14 protein-coding genes are annotated in these 15,427 nt (G+C 32.8%); 10 read left to right on the forward strand and 4 right to left on the reverse strand.

Features of this window, described 5'->3' with window-relative positions; genetic code table 11:
- Nucleotides 1–126: 126 nt before the first annotated feature.
- On the forward strand, nucleotides 127–903 hold the full coding sequence (locus tag AAC024_RS14215) for a tRNA pseudouridine(38-40) synthase TruA (protein WP_339896161.1): 777 nt from the start codon (nucleotides 127–129) through the stop codon (nucleotides 901–903).
- Between the two features lie 37 nt (nucleotides 904–940).
- The gene (locus AAC024_RS14220; protein WP_339896162.1) at nucleotides 941–1,627 is read left to right on the forward strand and encodes a DUF2461 domain-containing protein; all 687 of its coding nucleotides are present in this window, start codon (nucleotides 941–943) and stop codon (nucleotides 1,625–1,627) included.
- Nucleotides 1,628–1,784: 157 nt separating this feature from the next.
- On the opposite strand, the gene AAC024_RS14225 is transcribed toward AAC024_RS14220, so the two are convergent.
- On the reverse strand, nucleotides 1,785–2,201 hold the full coding sequence (locus AAC024_RS14225) for a glyoxalase (RefSeq protein ID WP_339896163.1): 417 nt from the start codon (nucleotides 2,199–2,201) through the stop codon (nucleotides 1,785–1,787).
- A 407-nt stretch (nucleotides 2,202–2,608) separates the two neighbouring features.
- On the opposite strand from AAC024_RS14225, the gene leuC reads away from it, so the two are divergent.
- The 5 genes from leuC to AAC024_RS14250 all read left to right on the forward strand — a co-directional run bounded on the left by leuC (nucleotide 2,609) and on the right by AAC024_RS14250 (nucleotide 9,198).
- Nucleotides 2,609–4,003 carry a 3-isopropylmalate dehydratase large subunit gene (gene leuC / locus AAC024_RS14230; protein WP_339896164.1) on the forward strand — a complete coding sequence of 465 codons (1,395 nt, stop codon included), beginning with the start codon at nucleotides 2,609–2,611 and terminating at the stop codon, nucleotides 4,001–4,003.
- 310 nt (nucleotides 4,004–4,313) lie between these two features.
- Complete coding sequence (gene leuD / locus AAC024_RS14235) at nucleotides 4,314–4,910, forward strand: 3-isopropylmalate dehydratase small subunit (protein WP_339896165.1); 597 nt, start codon at nucleotides 4,314–4,316, stop codon at nucleotides 4,908–4,910.
- 3 nt (nucleotides 4,911–4,913) lie between these two features.
- Nucleotides 4,914–6,434 carry an alpha-isopropylmalate synthase regulatory domain-containing protein gene (locus AAC024_RS14240; protein WP_339896166.1) on the forward strand — a complete coding sequence of 507 codons (1,521 nt, stop codon included), beginning with the start codon at nucleotides 4,914–4,916 and terminating at the stop codon, nucleotides 6,432–6,434.
- 610 nt (nucleotides 6,435–7,044) lie between these two features.
- Nucleotides 7,045–8,100: a 3-isopropylmalate dehydrogenase gene (leuB, locus tag AAC024_RS14245; protein WP_339896167.1), complete on the forward strand. Its 1,056-nt coding sequence runs from the start codon at nucleotides 7,045–7,047 to the stop codon at nucleotides 8,098–8,100.
- A gap of 330 nt (nucleotides 8,101–8,430) precedes the next feature.
- Nucleotides 8,431–9,198 carry a hypothetical protein gene (locus AAC024_RS14250; RefSeq protein WP_339896168.1) on the forward strand — a complete coding sequence of 256 codons (768 nt, stop codon included), beginning with the start codon at nucleotides 8,431–8,433 and terminating at the stop codon, nucleotides 9,196–9,198.
- A 214-nt stretch (nucleotides 9,199–9,412) separates the two neighbouring features.
- On the opposite strand, the gene AAC024_RS14255 is transcribed toward AAC024_RS14250, so the two are convergent.
- The 3 genes from AAC024_RS14255 to AAC024_RS14265 all read right to left on the reverse strand — a co-directional run bounded on the left by AAC024_RS14255 (nucleotide 9,413) and on the right by AAC024_RS14265 (nucleotide 11,773).
- Entirely contained in the window at nucleotides 9,413–10,660 is a 1,248-nt protein-coding gene (locus tag AAC024_RS14255) for a mechanosensitive ion channel domain-containing protein (protein WP_339896169.1), read from the reverse strand.
- Nucleotides 10,653–10,949 carry a DUF3817 domain-containing protein gene (locus tag AAC024_RS14260; protein ID WP_339896170.1) on the reverse strand — a complete coding sequence of 99 codons (297 nt, stop codon included), beginning with the start codon at nucleotides 10,947–10,949 and terminating at the stop codon, nucleotides 10,653–10,655. Before AAC024_RS14260 ends, AAC024_RS14255 begins: the two co-directional genes overlap by 8 nt.
- A 206-nt stretch (nucleotides 10,950–11,155) precedes the next feature.
- Nucleotides 11,156–11,773, reverse strand: coding sequence for a VTT domain-containing protein (locus AAC024_RS14265; protein ID WP_339896171.1), 618 nt, complete (start codon nucleotides 11,771–11,773; stop codon nucleotides 11,156–11,158).
- 167 nt (nucleotides 11,774–11,940) lie between these two features.
- Between AAC024_RS14265 and AAC024_RS14270 the strand changes: the two genes are divergently transcribed.
- The 3 genes from AAC024_RS14270 (at nucleotide 11,941) to AAC024_RS14280 (ending at nucleotide 15,124) form a co-directional block, all read left to right on the forward strand.
- Nucleotides 11,941–14,061, forward strand: a complete 2,121-nt coding sequence (locus tag AAC024_RS14270; RefSeq protein ID WP_339896172.1) for an elongation factor G — start codon at nucleotides 11,941–11,943, stop codon at nucleotides 14,059–14,061.
- A gap of 18 nt (nucleotides 14,062–14,079) precedes the next feature.
- On the forward strand, nucleotides 14,080–14,460 hold the full coding sequence (locus AAC024_RS14275) for a hypothetical protein (protein ID WP_339896173.1): 381 nt from the start codon (nucleotides 14,080–14,082) through the stop codon (nucleotides 14,458–14,460).
- Between the two features lie 103 nt (nucleotides 14,461–14,563).
- Nucleotides 14,564–15,124, forward strand: coding sequence for a hypothetical protein (locus AAC024_RS14280; RefSeq protein WP_339896174.1), 561 nt, complete (start codon nucleotides 14,564–14,566; stop codon nucleotides 15,122–15,124).
- Nucleotides 15,125–15,427 lie beyond the last annotated feature (303 nt).

Raw genomic sequence — 15,427 nt, forward strand, 5'->3', positions numbered from 1 at the left:
CATCAAAAATAATTCAAATTATAAAAATCGTCTGTTTCCGTCCAGACACTATATAATTAATACAAGGTATAATTTTTTTGTCACAATTAATAAATAGCCTATTTTCCGAATCAATTTTATTTTGAAATGAAAAAGTACTTCTACGTCATTAATATTCAATATTTAGGCTATCGTTTTCATGGTTGGCAAAAGCAACCAAATGTAAAAACGTTGCATTTGATGGTGGATAGGACCTTGAATTTTATAATGGAAGGCAAGTATTTCAAAAGTTTAAGCTCAGGAAGAACGGATGCCATGGTTTCAGCAGAAAGTGCAGCATTCGAACTCTTTTTAAGAGAACCTATTGAAGATGAAATTGCTTTTTTAGAACTGTTTAATTTCAATTTACCACAAGATATCCGTGCTTTAGATATTAAAGAAGTTGATGAGAAGTTTAATATTATTCAGCATTCAAAAATTAAAGAATATTTATACCTATTTACTTATGGCGAAAAATGTCATCCGTTTTGCGCACCAATAATGACTACTATTCTTGATGATGTGGATATTGAGCTCATGAAACAAGGAGCAAAACTTTTTGAAGGTGAAAATTATTTGAAACCCTATTGCTACAAACCAACCGATAACGGCATTTATACTAGAGAAATTTTAACTTGCGAATTGGTTGAAAACACTATCTATAATGCTAATTACTTTCCAAAAAAATCCTATATTTTAAGAGTTAGAGGTAAAGGTTTTATGAGAAATCAAATTCGACTCATGATGGGAACTCTAATCGATTTAGGAAAAGGCAAATTAACACTTCAAGATATCGAACATAGTTTAAAACCAGAGAGTAATGTAAAAATGGACTATATAGCTCCAGCTTCGGGTTTAATTCTTAACAAAATAGAATTTGAATAATACTTAAGCTTTTGTAGCTTTATAAAAAATAAAAATTATGAGTGTATCCATACCAAAATCTGTTTTCACGTTTTTCAAAAAACTAGAAAAAAATAACAATCGAGATTGGTTTAATGAGAATAAGCCTGAGTTCAAGGCTATCGAAAAGGATGTTAAAGCCGTTTATAATACTATTTTGGACAACTTGAATGCTCATGATGAGATTGATAAACTCAAGGTTTTTAGAATCTATCGCGATGTGCGTTTTTCAAAAAATAAATTGCCATACAAAACCCATTTTGGTGGTTCTTTTCATAGATCAAAACCTAGATTAAGAGGCGGTTATTATTTACACATTCAACCTAATAATGAAAGTTTTATTGCCACTGGTTTTTGGGAACCTGCCAAGGAAGACCTTTTGAGAATTCGTAAAGAATTTGAAATGGACGATACTGAAATCAAAGCAATCTTAGCCGATAAAAAATTTAATACGATTTGGGGAGATACCTTTGTGGGAGACGAAGTTAAAACGGCGCCTCGTGGGTTTGATAAAGATCATAAAGCTATTGATTTAATAAAAAAGAAACAATATATTTTCACCAAAAAATATACGGACAAAGCCGTTTTAGACGCCAATTTCCTAGGCGAAGTTAATGCTTCGTTTAAAGCCATTCGCCCATTTTTTAATTATATGAGCGATGTTTTGACTACGGATTTGAATGGGGTTTCTTTGATTGAAAAGTAGACTCAGGTTTCACAGATTTATACGGATTAAAAAACAATTACAAATTAAAATTGATAAAGTGAAAGTATCTTAAAAGTGTTGGATTTATTCACATTATGAGTTTTTATTAAGTATCACATAATCCGTGAAAATCTGTGAAATCCGTGTCATAAAAATTTTAAACCGCTTCCAACAACTCTGGCTTTTCAAATAATTGGATATTACTTAGCAGTCGTTCCTTAACCATGTTCATCATACGCTTATTTAAAGCTGAAGAGTTTTCAATATAAATACCATATTCTTCAACAGTAAATTGCCCTATAATCATCCCTTTCATAGAGTTACGAAGCTTCATGTCTTTTTGTATCGCATTTTCAATATAAACCATTCGTTTTTCCAAAGCCAAATCATAAAAAACAGATTTGTGTTTTTCAACATAGTTTCTAAAAACTTCAATCAATAAATCATTTTGAAATTTTATGATAGGACGCAATACTAAATTCTGAAATCGCTCATCAGCACTCATATTATCATTAATAGTAGCACTTAAAATTTCTGGTCGAATACTTTTAAGCTTGAATTGTCTAGAGTTCATTGTAGTAGATTTTCAATAAAAATATCGATTATTAATTCTTGAATTTGCCGGTGAACATCATAATTGTTAACGAGGTTATTAACAGTAATAATAATTCTTCATTAAAACAACATGAAAAAGCGCCCTTTTCATTTTCAACAATTTGTAAAAAGAACGGGCATCTTCGCTTACTATTCCTATTAATGATAACCAACGATGTCTTTTTTAAAAGCATTCAAAAATAGTTTCAAAATTTATAATCAATTTTGTTATTCTATTGCATAAAATTCAAATAATAGTGCATTCATTGGTAATTTTATAAAAATTCAATAACAAACTACCTGAAAGTTTCAAATAACTGTAATAAAATATAAATTTGTTCTTCAGACCTCTTTTGAGTAGTTAAAACAGAATAATAAAAAATATTTATGAGTAAATCATTGTTTGACAAAGTATGGGATTCGCATGTGGTTCGACACATTGCAGATGGACCAGACATATTGTATATAGACCGTCACTTAATTCATGAAGTTACAAGTCCTGTAGCTTTTGTAGGATTAGAAAGTAGAGGTTTAAGTGTATTATATCCAGAACGCACATTTGCTGTTGCCGATCATAATACACCAACAATTAATCAACATTTACCAGTTCAAGATCCATTATCTGCTAATCAATTAAAAACATTAGAAGATAATGCCAACAAATACGGTATTAGTCACTGGGGATTAGGTCACCAAAATAATGGAATTGTTCACGTTGTAGGACCAGAAAATGGTATTACACTTCCGGGAGCAACTATTGTTTGTGGAGATTCGCATACATCAACACATGGTGCTTTTGGAGCTATTGCTTTTGGTATTGGTACTTCTGAGGTTGAAATGGTACTAACTACACAATGTATCATGCAACCTAAGCCTAAGAAAATGCGCATTAGCGTTAATGGTGTATTGAACAAAGCAGTTACCCCTAAAGATGTTGGATTATATATTATTGCTCAATTAACAACTTCTGGTGCAACAGGTTATTTTGTTGAATATGCTGGTGATGTTTTTGAAAATATGACTATGGAAGGTCGTATGACGGTTTGTAACTTGTCTATTGAGATGGGTGCCCGTGGTGGTATGATTGCTCCAGATGCCAAAACATTTGAATATATTAAAGGGCGTCCAAAAACCCCTAAAGGAGCAGACTGGGATACCGCTATGGCATACTGGAACTCATTGAAAACTGATGATGATGCTGTTTTTGATAAAGAATTAACCTTCAATGCTAATGATATTGAACCTATGATTACCTATGGTACAAATCCAGGTATGGGTATGGGGATTTCTAATAACATTCCATCTGCTGATGCTGTTGAAGGGGGTAAAGCTACTTATGATAAGTCTTTAGCTTACATGGGATATGCTGAAAATGAGCAAATGATTGGGAAGAAAATCGATTATGTGTTTATTGGTAGTTGTACCAATGGGCGTATTGAAGATTTCCGTGCATTTGCATCTATTGTTAAAGGAAGACAAAAGGCAGACAATGTTACGGCTTGGTTAGTTCCAGGTTCGCATATTGTTGAAGAAAAAATAAAAGAAGAAGGCTTATTAGACATTTTTGAAGATGCCGGTTTTGTTTTAAGAGAGCCCGGTTGTTCGGCGTGTTTAGCCATGAATGATGATAAAGTGCCTGCAGGTAAATATGCTGTAAGTACATCAAATAGAAATTTTGAAGGTCGTCAAGGACCAGGATCAAGAACTTTATTAGCTAGTCCATTAGTTGCTGCAGCTGCTGCGGTTACGGGAGTAGTTACAGATCCTAGGGAATTGCTTTAATTCCCCAAACCCCCGAAGGGGGCTTTGGACGGATTCGTCTCTTTAATCTCCGGAGATGAATCAAATTTATAATTTAAGGAGAATTATAATACTAATAACTGCCAATCGAAACAGGCAACTGAATATCCCCTCAGTCCCCAAAGGGGAAGCTTGATTGGAGTTAAATTGATGATGAATAAATAAAAATAAACCGCGACTGAAAACCGCAACTGAATATCCCCTCAATCCCCAAAGGGGAAGCAAAATAAGGGATAAATAAAATATAATTTAATAACTGCCAACGGAAGACTGGCGACTGAAAACTGATTTTATGGCTTACGATAAATTTACAATATTAACGAGTACTGCAGTTCCTATGCCAATAGAGAATGTAGATACAGATCAAATTATACCAGCACGTTTTTTAAAGGCTACTAAACGTGAAGGTTTTGGAGATAATTTATTCCGTGATTGGAGATATAATGGTGATGATACACCTAAAACGGATTTCGTTTTAAACAATCCAATTTATAAAGGTAAAATATTAGTAGGAGGAAAGAACTTTGGTTCTGGATCTTCTAGAGAGCATGCTGCTTGGGCAGTTTACGATTATGGTTTCAGATGTGTAGTATCTAGTTTCTTTGCAGATATTTTCAAGAATAACTGTTTAAATATTGGTGTATTGCCAGTACAAATTAGTCCTGAATTTGCAAATGAGATTTTTGAAGCTATTTATGCCGATGCTAATACAGAAATAGAAATTAACTTAGAAGCACAAACCATTACATTATTAGCAACGGGTTCAAAAGAATCTTTTGATATTAATGGCTACAAAAAAGGAAACATGTTAAATGGCTTTGATGATATTGATTATTTACAAAGCATGAAAAGCGAGATAGAAACATTCACAGAAACTCGTCCTTTCTAGATAATGAAAGTAAAGAAAATAGAAATAATGGATACGACATTGCGCGATGGTGAACAAACCTCGACCGTGTCGTTTTCTGCTTCAGAAAAATTAACTATTGCCAAACTTTTACTCGAAGAATTAAAAGTTGATCGTATTGAAATTGCTTCTGCTAGAGTATCAGAAGGGGAGTTTCAAGCGGTAAAAGGTATTACAGATTGGGCTTCTGAAAACAATTATCTCGATAGAATTGAAGTTTTAACTTTTGTTGATAAAGGCGTTTCTATTGAATGGATGGTTGAAGCAGGAGCTAAGGTTCAAAACTTACTCACAAAAGGCTCGTTAAATCATTTAACTCATCAGCTTAAAAAGACTCCAAATCAGCATTTTAAAGAAATAAAAGAAAATATTGATTTTGCAAAAGAAAACGATATTGAAACCAATGTTTATCTAGAAGATTGGAGTAATGGAATGCGAAACTCTAAAGCTTATGTTTGGGAGTATTTAGCATTCTTAGCTACTCAACCTGTAAAACGCATTATGCTTCCGGATACTTTAGGGGTTATAACGCCTTCTGAATCTTATGATTTTGTGAAAGAAATAAAAGATAAATATCCGAATTTACATTTCGATTTCCATGCGCATAACGATTATGATTTAGGCGTTTCCAATGTTATGGAAGCTTTGAAAGCAGGCGCAGATGGTTTACATTTAACTGTAAACGGTATGGGCGAACGTGCTGGAAATGCACCTATGGCGAGTACTGTTGCGGTTATAAATGATTTTATGCCGAATATTAAAATTGATGTAAACGAAACCTTTTTATATACCATAAGTAAATTGGTTGAAACCTTTTCGGGTGTTATGATTCCATCGAACAAGCCTGTTGTTGGTGCTAATGTGTTTACACAAACTGCTGGAATTCATGCGGATGGTGATAATAAGAAGAATTTATATTTCAGTGATTTATTACCAGAACGCTTCGGGAGAACCCGAAAATATGCTTTAGGAAAATCGTCTGGGAAAGCTAATATTCAAAAGAATTTACAAGAATTAGGACTTCAGCTTAACGATGAAGACTTAAAGAAAGTGACTCAACGTATTATTGAGTTAGGCGATAAGAAGCAAGTGGTTACTAAAGAAGATTTACCATATATTATTTCGGATGTTTTAGATAGAACGTATCAAGAGAAGGTAAAGGTAAACTCTTATGTTTTAACACATTCTAAAGGTTTAAAGCCTTCTACAACGGTTTCTATTACTATTGAAGACGAAACTTTTGAAGAACATGCGCAAGGTGATGGACAGTTTGATGCGTTTATGAATGCGATAAGAACTATTTTTAAAAAAAAGAAAATGGGCTTGCCTAGTTTGATTGATTATGCGGTTAGAATACCTCCTGGAAGTAACTCGGACGCTTTATGTGAAACGATTATTACTTGGAAAAACGTTGAGAATGAATTTAAAACCCGTGGTTTAGATTCTGACCAGACGGTTTCGGCGATTAAGGCGACTGAAAAGATGCTGAATATTGTGGTGAGTTGAAATATTGACCGAAGACAGGTGACGGAAGTTAGCTAGTTTGTAAATAGTGTTTGGACGGAAACACAGCAAAATTAAATTTGTTTCTTTTTGCGCCCTTTCAGTTTATTTTTAATCGCTTGATACTAAGGCATCAACTCATAAAAACTAAACAAAAATGACATCAAAAATAATTCAAATTATAAAAATCGTCTGTTTCCGTCCAGACACTAAATAGAAAGTTTTACTTTTCAATTTAGGATTAGTTTTTTGATAAGGAAAATAAATTCACAACAGTGAGCTTTCCCCTCCTTGGAGGGGCTAGGGAAGGGTTGTGAATTAAGTGATTGAAGTTAGAAGTTAGTTTGCGAATATGTTTTAACTGCTAACTGAAAACTGAAAACTGAAGACTGCGGACTGAAGACTGACTACTGCGGACTGTTCCGCGTTAGGGATTGCAGAGGAAAGCCCACAGCCCGACGAAGGAGGTGCGAGGACTTGTAACGGAAAGCCCGACTTTTTGCGATCCTGCAAGGCGCAGTACCAAACTTGATTTGGTATCTAAAACCTGGCAGGTATGAGTAAAAAGTAACGCCCCAATAAAAATTATAATTAAAAGATTAAAATAAATACAATGAAATTAAATATTGCGCTTTTAGCCGGAGACGGTATAGGACCAGAAGTTATAGATCAAGCCGTTAAGGTAAGTGATGCTATTGCTAAGAAATTTGGACATGATATTAATTGGAGACCAGCTTTGACTGGTGCTGCGGCTATTGATGCCGTGGGCGAGCCTTATCCAGATGCTACGCATGAGATTTGTAAAAGTTCTGATGCTGTACTGTTTGGAGCTATTGGTCATCCTCGTTTTGATAATGATCCGTCTGCAAAAGTGCGTCCGGAGCAAGGGTTATTAAAAATGCGTAAGGCTTTGGGCTTGTTTGCTAATGTTCGCCCTACGTTTACGTTTCCATCATTATTGGATAAATCGCCATTAAAGAAAGAGCGTATTGAAGGTACTGATTTAGTGTTTTTACGTGAGTTAACTGGTGGTATTTACTTTGGAGAAAAGGGTAGAAGAGACGATGGAGAAACAGCTTTTGATAACTGTGTTTATACAAGAGCTGAAGTGCAACGTTTAGCAAAAAAAGGTTTTGAATTAGCCATGACACGTTCTAAAAAATTATGTTGTGTTGATAAAGCCAATGTATTAGAAACATCTCGTTTATGGAGAGAAACGGTTCAAGCTATGGAAAAAGATTATCCTGAGGTTGAAGTGAGTTACGAATTTGTTGATGCTGTTGCCATGCGTTTAGTACAATGGCCTAATAGTTATGATGTTTTAATTACGGAAAATCTGTTTGGAGATATTTTAACGGACGAGGCGTCTGTAATTTCAGGATCTATGGGATTAATGCCCTCGGCATCTTTAGGGTCTGATATTGGCTTATTTGAGCCAATTCATGGGTCTTACCCACAAGCAACCGGATTAAATATTGCAAACCCAATGGCCACGGTATTATCTGCTGCTATGATGTTTGAAAACTTTGGTTTAATGGATGAAGGTAAAGCGATTAGAAACGCTGTTAATAGTGCCTTAGAAAAAGGTATTGTTACTGATGATTTAGCTGATGGCGGAAAAGCTTATGGCACTAAAGAAGTTGGTGATTGGTTGACTGCTCATATCTAAAATAAAAAAGAAGTTGTACACTACTTATCAGACCTGTCGGGTTTTTAAATCCTGACAGGTCTTTTTTTTACAAAGAATTACAATAGGCAACATGCTATTCCCATTTCTTAGGAATCTATTGTTAAAGATAAAATGTTGAAAACTATTGAATATTTCCCATATAGAAATTAGTAAAACATATTATTTTTGTAAATCCATAATTGTATTTATCAACAATAAATATGAGAAAAAATGTTATATCATGAAACATCCATAACTAAAGCTTGATACCCAAGGAAATGATTAAATGGATGTCGCATGTGACCAATAAAAAACAATAGATATAAACACATGAAAAATAAAGTAATCAGTTTATTCGAAGATAACAAAGATATTCAAAATGAAGGGATAAGCTATTCAGGACTAATAGATAGATTAGTTGCTCCTTTTGAAAACGATTTTTCAGAAAATTTTTATATTGAAGATATTTTTGAATTTGCCATAAACGCCTGGAACTTTGCTAACATGAATGCCATAGTTCCTAAAGAAGAATTTGAAAAAGTCATTTCTTCAATTCCAGATCAAAACACGGATATTCAATTACTAAAACAAATGATTGAATATAAGACCTCTAATTTTAAAGAGTATAATCGTTATATTTCTGATTTTGAGATACAAGAGGTTAATGGCGTGCCTACACTTACGGTAATAACAGAAAGTGAGGAAATGCATCTAGAAAACATGATGAGCAATTTTGCTCATGAACACACTCAAGAAGATTTTGATGAAAACTACATTAATCGTTATGCTTTTGTTTTAAAGCCTCAACAGCCATTTTTTGATTGGATTAACAACTTATATCCAGAGGATGAAGCCCTAGAAATTGATAAGGCAAACATTTATTTAGTTGATGATGGAATTGTTGATTTAGAAAAATGGCTTCGTAAAAAATTCGATACGTTTTTTATGATGGAATTAAATGGTTGGCATACCCATAAAAAGGACTGGCCTCAAAAACGAAATTTCAAAATGTTTAAGCAATGGTTTCAAGTTGATGTTTCTGATATGGTTTATGACTTAGAGAAAAGACCAATTAGTAAAGAACAATATGTCATTTAAAAATATAGCAATCAGGCTCGTCAGTTTTTTAAACCTTACGGTCTTTATTATTCTTCAACATGAATCATTTGCTGAAGAATCGTAACAGAAGATTTAGCTAATGAAGGAAATGAAAAGCTTATGGAACAAAAGAAGAGAGGGACTGGTTAGCTGAAAATATTTAGAAAGAATTCTTTATTATATTTTAAAACGTGAACTCTAAAGTTCACGTTTTTTATTTTACACTAAAACCAGACCCACTAGGCAACTCAAAGTTTTCTAAATCAAAATAGGGAAGGGCTGCGATTAAATGATCGAAGATATCAGACATGATATATTCATAGTTTTCCCAACGTTTATCACTACTAAACGCATATATTTCTAACGGTATGCCTTGTGTGGTTGGTGCTAATTGACGCGCCATAATCATCATATCTTTATTAATAGCAGAATGATTTTTTAAATAGACGTCAATATATTTTCTGAATACACCAAGGTTGGTTAGGTTTCTACCGTTTAAAAGAAGGTCTTTATTAATGTTATTCGAACTATTGTATGATTTAATATCATGTTGTCTAGTTCCTAAATATGATGTGATTAATTCAATCTCTTTAAGTTTATTAACCTCTTGCTCGGTTAAATATTTAACGCCCTCTTGTTTAATATTTAAAGCTCTTTTAATACGTCTACCGTCTGAACTGGTCATTCCTCGCCAGTTTTTAAACGAATCTGAAATTAAAGCATAGGTAGGAATGGTAGTAATGGTTTTATCAAAATTCTGAACTTTTACGGTTGCTAAATTGATTTCAATAACATCACCATCGGCACCATATTTTTCGAATGTAATCCAATCGCCAATACGTACCATATCGTTTATAGATACTTGAATACTGGCTACAAAGCCCATAATAGTATCTTTAAAAACTAAAATAATGACGGCAGATATAGCACCTAAACCTGTAGCAAATTTCAAGAATGGAATACCTGTAACAATAGCTATAGCAGACATAAAGCCAGCTAACCAAGCAAAAATCATAAACACTTGAATGTAGCTGTCTATTGGTTTATCTTTAAATCTAGGTAAGGTTTTTAAATAATCTTTAAATGTGTTTAAAAGACTTCTTGCTATCCATAGTGTTAAAATAATAGCAAATACCTGCAACGCTTTTTCAATAATAACATCAGAATTTGGAAAGTCTGCGAATACCTTAGGAGTGAACTCTAAAGCAATTAATAAAGGTATGACATGAGCAACATTTCGAGGTACTTTATTTGTAATTAAAAGGTCATCAAAATTTGTTTTAGTTCTTACGGCGAATTTCGTAAAAGCAACCCTAATCAGTTTTCGAATAATAAAATCGATGATGGAAATGATAATGATTAAAATGATTAATAGAGCCAACATATTTAAGTACTTCGCGGTATTTTCTGGAGTACCGTGCGACACTAAATAATCATAAAGTATGTGTTTTAAATTATCCATTATGTACTGTTTTTAAATATTTTCTATCAATGTAAAATGTACCAAAGGGTAAGATTGATGCTAAAAGAACTATTAAGAATTCTTTGTTAGTCCAAGAAAACTCCTTTTTAAAAAGGAAAGCTAATGCTACATAAGCCACAAATAAAATACCATGAGGCATTCCAAGTAACTTAACGTACTGTGGGTCATTTAGTAAATACTTTATAGGTGTAGCAATAAACAAAAGTAAGATATATGAAACGCCTTCTAAAAGCGCAACAATTCTAAAAATATTCAATGAAGAAAACATGCTGATTTATTTTTGTGCAAAAGTAGTTCACAATCAAATAACAACAGGCTGTTTTAAGTTTTTTTTCTGAGTACATGACAAAAATTGATAATATATCGGATGTCAATCTGAGCGCAGTCGAAGACATTGGAAATATCGTATTCAAAAGCATTTCGACTGCGCTCAATGTGACACTTTTATATTTTTGTCATGTACTAAAGCTTTTTTTATAAGATGTTAAAAATGATAAGACCATAAATAGCAAAGCGCACTAAACGGAGCGAACCATAAACAATTACGTTTTTAAATGGAAACTCTATAATACCAGCAGCAATGCACGATATTGAAAAGGGCAGGGGCAATAAAGCTCCAACAACAATTAAAAAACCACCCCATTTTTTAGAGTTTTTAAGTTGTTTTTCCATTTTCATCTCTATGTAATTATGTACTGATGGGATTTTAGTAATGGTTCTACCCAACCAATATGATAATAATCCACCGCCATACGATAAAATGGCTAATATGCTCAAGTAAAACCAGGGACTGTACATTTTACCTGCCCAGGCAATAAAAATTTCTGGTGGTACAAGACCTAAAAGTATTTCAGAAACAAAAAAGAAACTTAATACGCCATAAGAGGGCAGAATTTCTGTTAATCTAACTAATGCGGCATTAATGTTAAAGAAATGATTAACAGTATAAATAGCTATAACTATAGCTATAATATATGGCAATGCTTTTTTTACAGCTTCCCAAACAAACGTATAGAACCCTGTGTAATTATAGTATTGATGTAGTAACTGCAAACGAGTCTTTACAGTCTTTTCCTTAGACTTTTGTTTCATATTCTTGACAGATTAAGGGAATGCAAATATAAGCTTAGAATCCCATTGAAAAAAGTAATTAACATATTTAACAATTTACGGTCGTACTTAAGTTAAGATGACAAAAGTCATTTTTTTCGACTCTTAAATCAATTAGTTTTATAATATGAATATTTAATCCATGAAACATGAAAGTATTTGATGAAAAACACATAAAAAACATTGTTCTAGTTGGCGCTCATCATAGTGGGAAAACAACATTATCTGAAACCATGTTGTTTGAGGCTGGTCTAATAAATAGAAGAGGAACTGTAGAAAATCATAATACGGTTTCAGACTACCGTGACATTGAACATGAAAGAAACGCATCTATATTCGCCACTCCATTACACACCGAGTGGCGTAATTATAAGATAAATATTATAGATACTCCAGGTTTAGATGATTTTATTGGTGAAATTATATCATCCATAAGTGTAGCCGATACTATTGTAACGGTGGTTAATGGTAGGCAAGGTGTAGAGGTAGGGACCGAAATTATTTGGAATTATATTGATACCTATAGAAAGGCCACTTTATTTGTGATAAATCAAATAGATCACCCAAATTTAAAGTTTGATGAAAGTTTTAAAAGTATAAATGAATTGGTGGGTAATCACGCTGTAAAGATTCAATTCCCAGTTAAGATTGATGGTGCTCAAGGTATTATTGATGTTTTAAAGATGAAACTCTATAAGTTTAAACCTGAAGGCGGTAAGCCTGAAAAATTAAGCATTCCAAAAGACTACCTAGAACTTGCTAATGAACTTCATAATGAGTTGGTAGAAAAAGCAGCCGAAAATGATGATGCTTTATTAGAACTGTTTTTTGAAAAAGGAACGCTTAATGAGGATGAAATGCGGCAAGGTATTAAAGCAGGCATGTTGAATCATGAATTGTTTCCTGTATTCTGTGTATCCGCTTTAAATGATATGGGAACAGGCAGATTAATGGGCTTTATTGATAACGTAGCACCAGCAGCATCTGAATTAAATGAAGAACAAAGTGTAGAGGGTGAGACCTTAAATCAAGAGGTTAGTGCGCCGACATCATTATTTGTTTTTAAAACTATTCATCAGCCTAATTTAGGTCAGATTACCTTTTTTAAAGTAAAATCGGGCGAAGTTAGCGTGAATGATAAATTGGTAAACCCAAGAAATAATGAAACCGAAACTATTAACCAGTTGTTTATCATGGATGGTAAAGAACGGCAATCCGTTACAAAATTAACGGTAGGCGATATTGGGGCCACTCTAAAATTAAAATTTACAGATACTAACGATACGCTAAGAGACACAAAAAGTAAAACCACCATTAAACCCATTAATTTTCCGAAGCCAAGAATTAAAAAAAGTGTGGTAGCTACTGAAAAAAAAGATGAAGAAAAATTAATTGATGCACTTAAAAAAATACATAGTCAGGATTTAACGGCTGTTTTAGAATACTCAAAAGAATCAAAACAGGAATTGTTAGGATGCCAAGGCGAATTACATTTAGCAACAATAGACTGGACTTTAAAGCATGTTTATGGCATTGAAGCCAAGTTTGAAAAGCCAAAAATAACGTATAGAGAAACCATACAACGCACATCCAAAGCGAGTTACAAGCATAAAAAGCAATCTGGTGGATCTGGGCAGTTTGGAGAAGTACACATGAAAATAGAACCCTGGCTTGAAGGCATGCCAGAACCAGAAGGGTTTAGTTTAAGAGGTAAAGAAGAAGTTGATTTAACATGGGGAGGAAAACTTATATTTTATAATTGTATTGTTGGTGGCGTTATTGACCAGCGTTATTTACCATCCATTATGAAAGGCGTTTTAGAGGTTATGGAAGATGGCCCATTAACAGGATCGTTTATTAGAGATATACGTGTAATGGTGTATGATGGAAAAATGCACTCGGTAGATTCTAACGATATTTCTTTTAAAATAGCAGGAGCACATGCATTTAAAGAAGCATTCTTAAAAGCGAATCCGAAATTATTAGAACCTACAAATGAATTAGTAGTAAAAGTGCCTGAAGACATGATTGGTAGTGTGATGACCGATTTACAATCTAGACGCTCAAGCATACAAGGCATTGAAAATCATAATAATTATCAGATATTAAAAACGATCACACCCGCAGCAGAATTATATGGTTATTCAACAGATTTACGTTCGTTAACACAAGGTAAGGCTACATTTAGCACCACGTTTTCATCATACCAACCAGTGCCAGCAAATGTTCAAATAGAGTTAGTAAAACAATTAGAAATAGTAGAAGTATAATATATAAAAACAAGTCATATGCAAACTAAAGTATCATATTTAAGCGATTTAAAGTTCAATTTAGAAACTTGGAGAAGAGAGTTACGTTTTCATTTAAATGAAATGGATACGTTTGAAGAAAAGCTAGAAGAAATAGCTAGTAGAGAATTTGGAAAGCGGGCCACAATTCCTTTAGAAAATTTCCAAAATAGAATTATGATTGAAAAAGCAGCCATATCAAAATTGATGCATCGCTGCAAAAACAAATTGAACAATATTAACACAGCAGATATTAATGAAAATATTGATGGGCGTTTAAGTATTGAACAGCATACAATAAAAGATGATATGAGAACATATATTAAAATGCATTATGAATTAAAAGAGGAGATGATGAAATATTTCTTGGAATGGCTCTAATGCCTTTATAATGAATAATTTAAATAACATTTTAATGCTGACTTATATCATAATATTAGGATTCATTTATCATTAGATTTATACAATTTAATACCATAAAAAAATGAAAATTAGCAGATTAATTTTAGTAGTATTGGTTATTGTTTTTACATTTAACCATGGAAACACACAGGATAAAGAAGCGTTTAAAGAAATTATTTGGCATATTAAAGCTTTTAAACCTCAAGTAAAATTGTTAGATATAAAAGCCATTGATAAGGAAGGGAATAGATATGATGTTAAAGCCATTCAAGACTCGGAGCAAACTAATTTATTAAGTATTAAAGCTTTTATAAAAGGAAAAAGGCTTCCTGTAAAAATGCTGGTTAGTGATGATATATACCATCCAGTTAAAGCGATAGGTGAAGATGGAACTATTTATGATATAAAGGCATTTACTGAAGATGGAACAATACTTCCAGTTAAAGGTGTTAGCAAATCTGGTAACATTATACATATTAAAGCTATATATAAAAATTTAGTGTTTTATAATGTTATTGCTATTTCTCCTGAAGGAAAAACAAATGCTGTAAAAGGCATTAAATTAAGTGATGATGATATTGAATCTACTATAAATGGTATTCAAGTTTATGCTCATGTAAAATCTTTAACACATGCAAAATAGGTGATGGTAGGTTTTAAGATAATTTTTAAAACTTAACATTTTTTATTTTCTATAGCTATAAGGAAATAAATTCTATTTTACATAATATAAATTATAGTACAAATGTTATCATTAGTATTTTATGAGTGGAGTCCATTTGATAGCTATAATGTAGTATTATGTAAAATATCCCAGAAGCATTCTTTTTCATTAGAATAATTGAAACTTGGGTCATTAAACTAATAAGCGGTTTGCTTCGCAGCGTTTAAAAACATTTGTATCTATAATTAGCCGTTATGTAAAATAGCCGCTACCAAGCGCTCG

It is taken from the genome of uncultured Algibacter sp., assembly GCF_963976535.1.
GTDB lineage: Bacteria > Bacteroidota > Bacteroidia > Flavobacteriales > Flavobacteriaceae > Algibacter_B.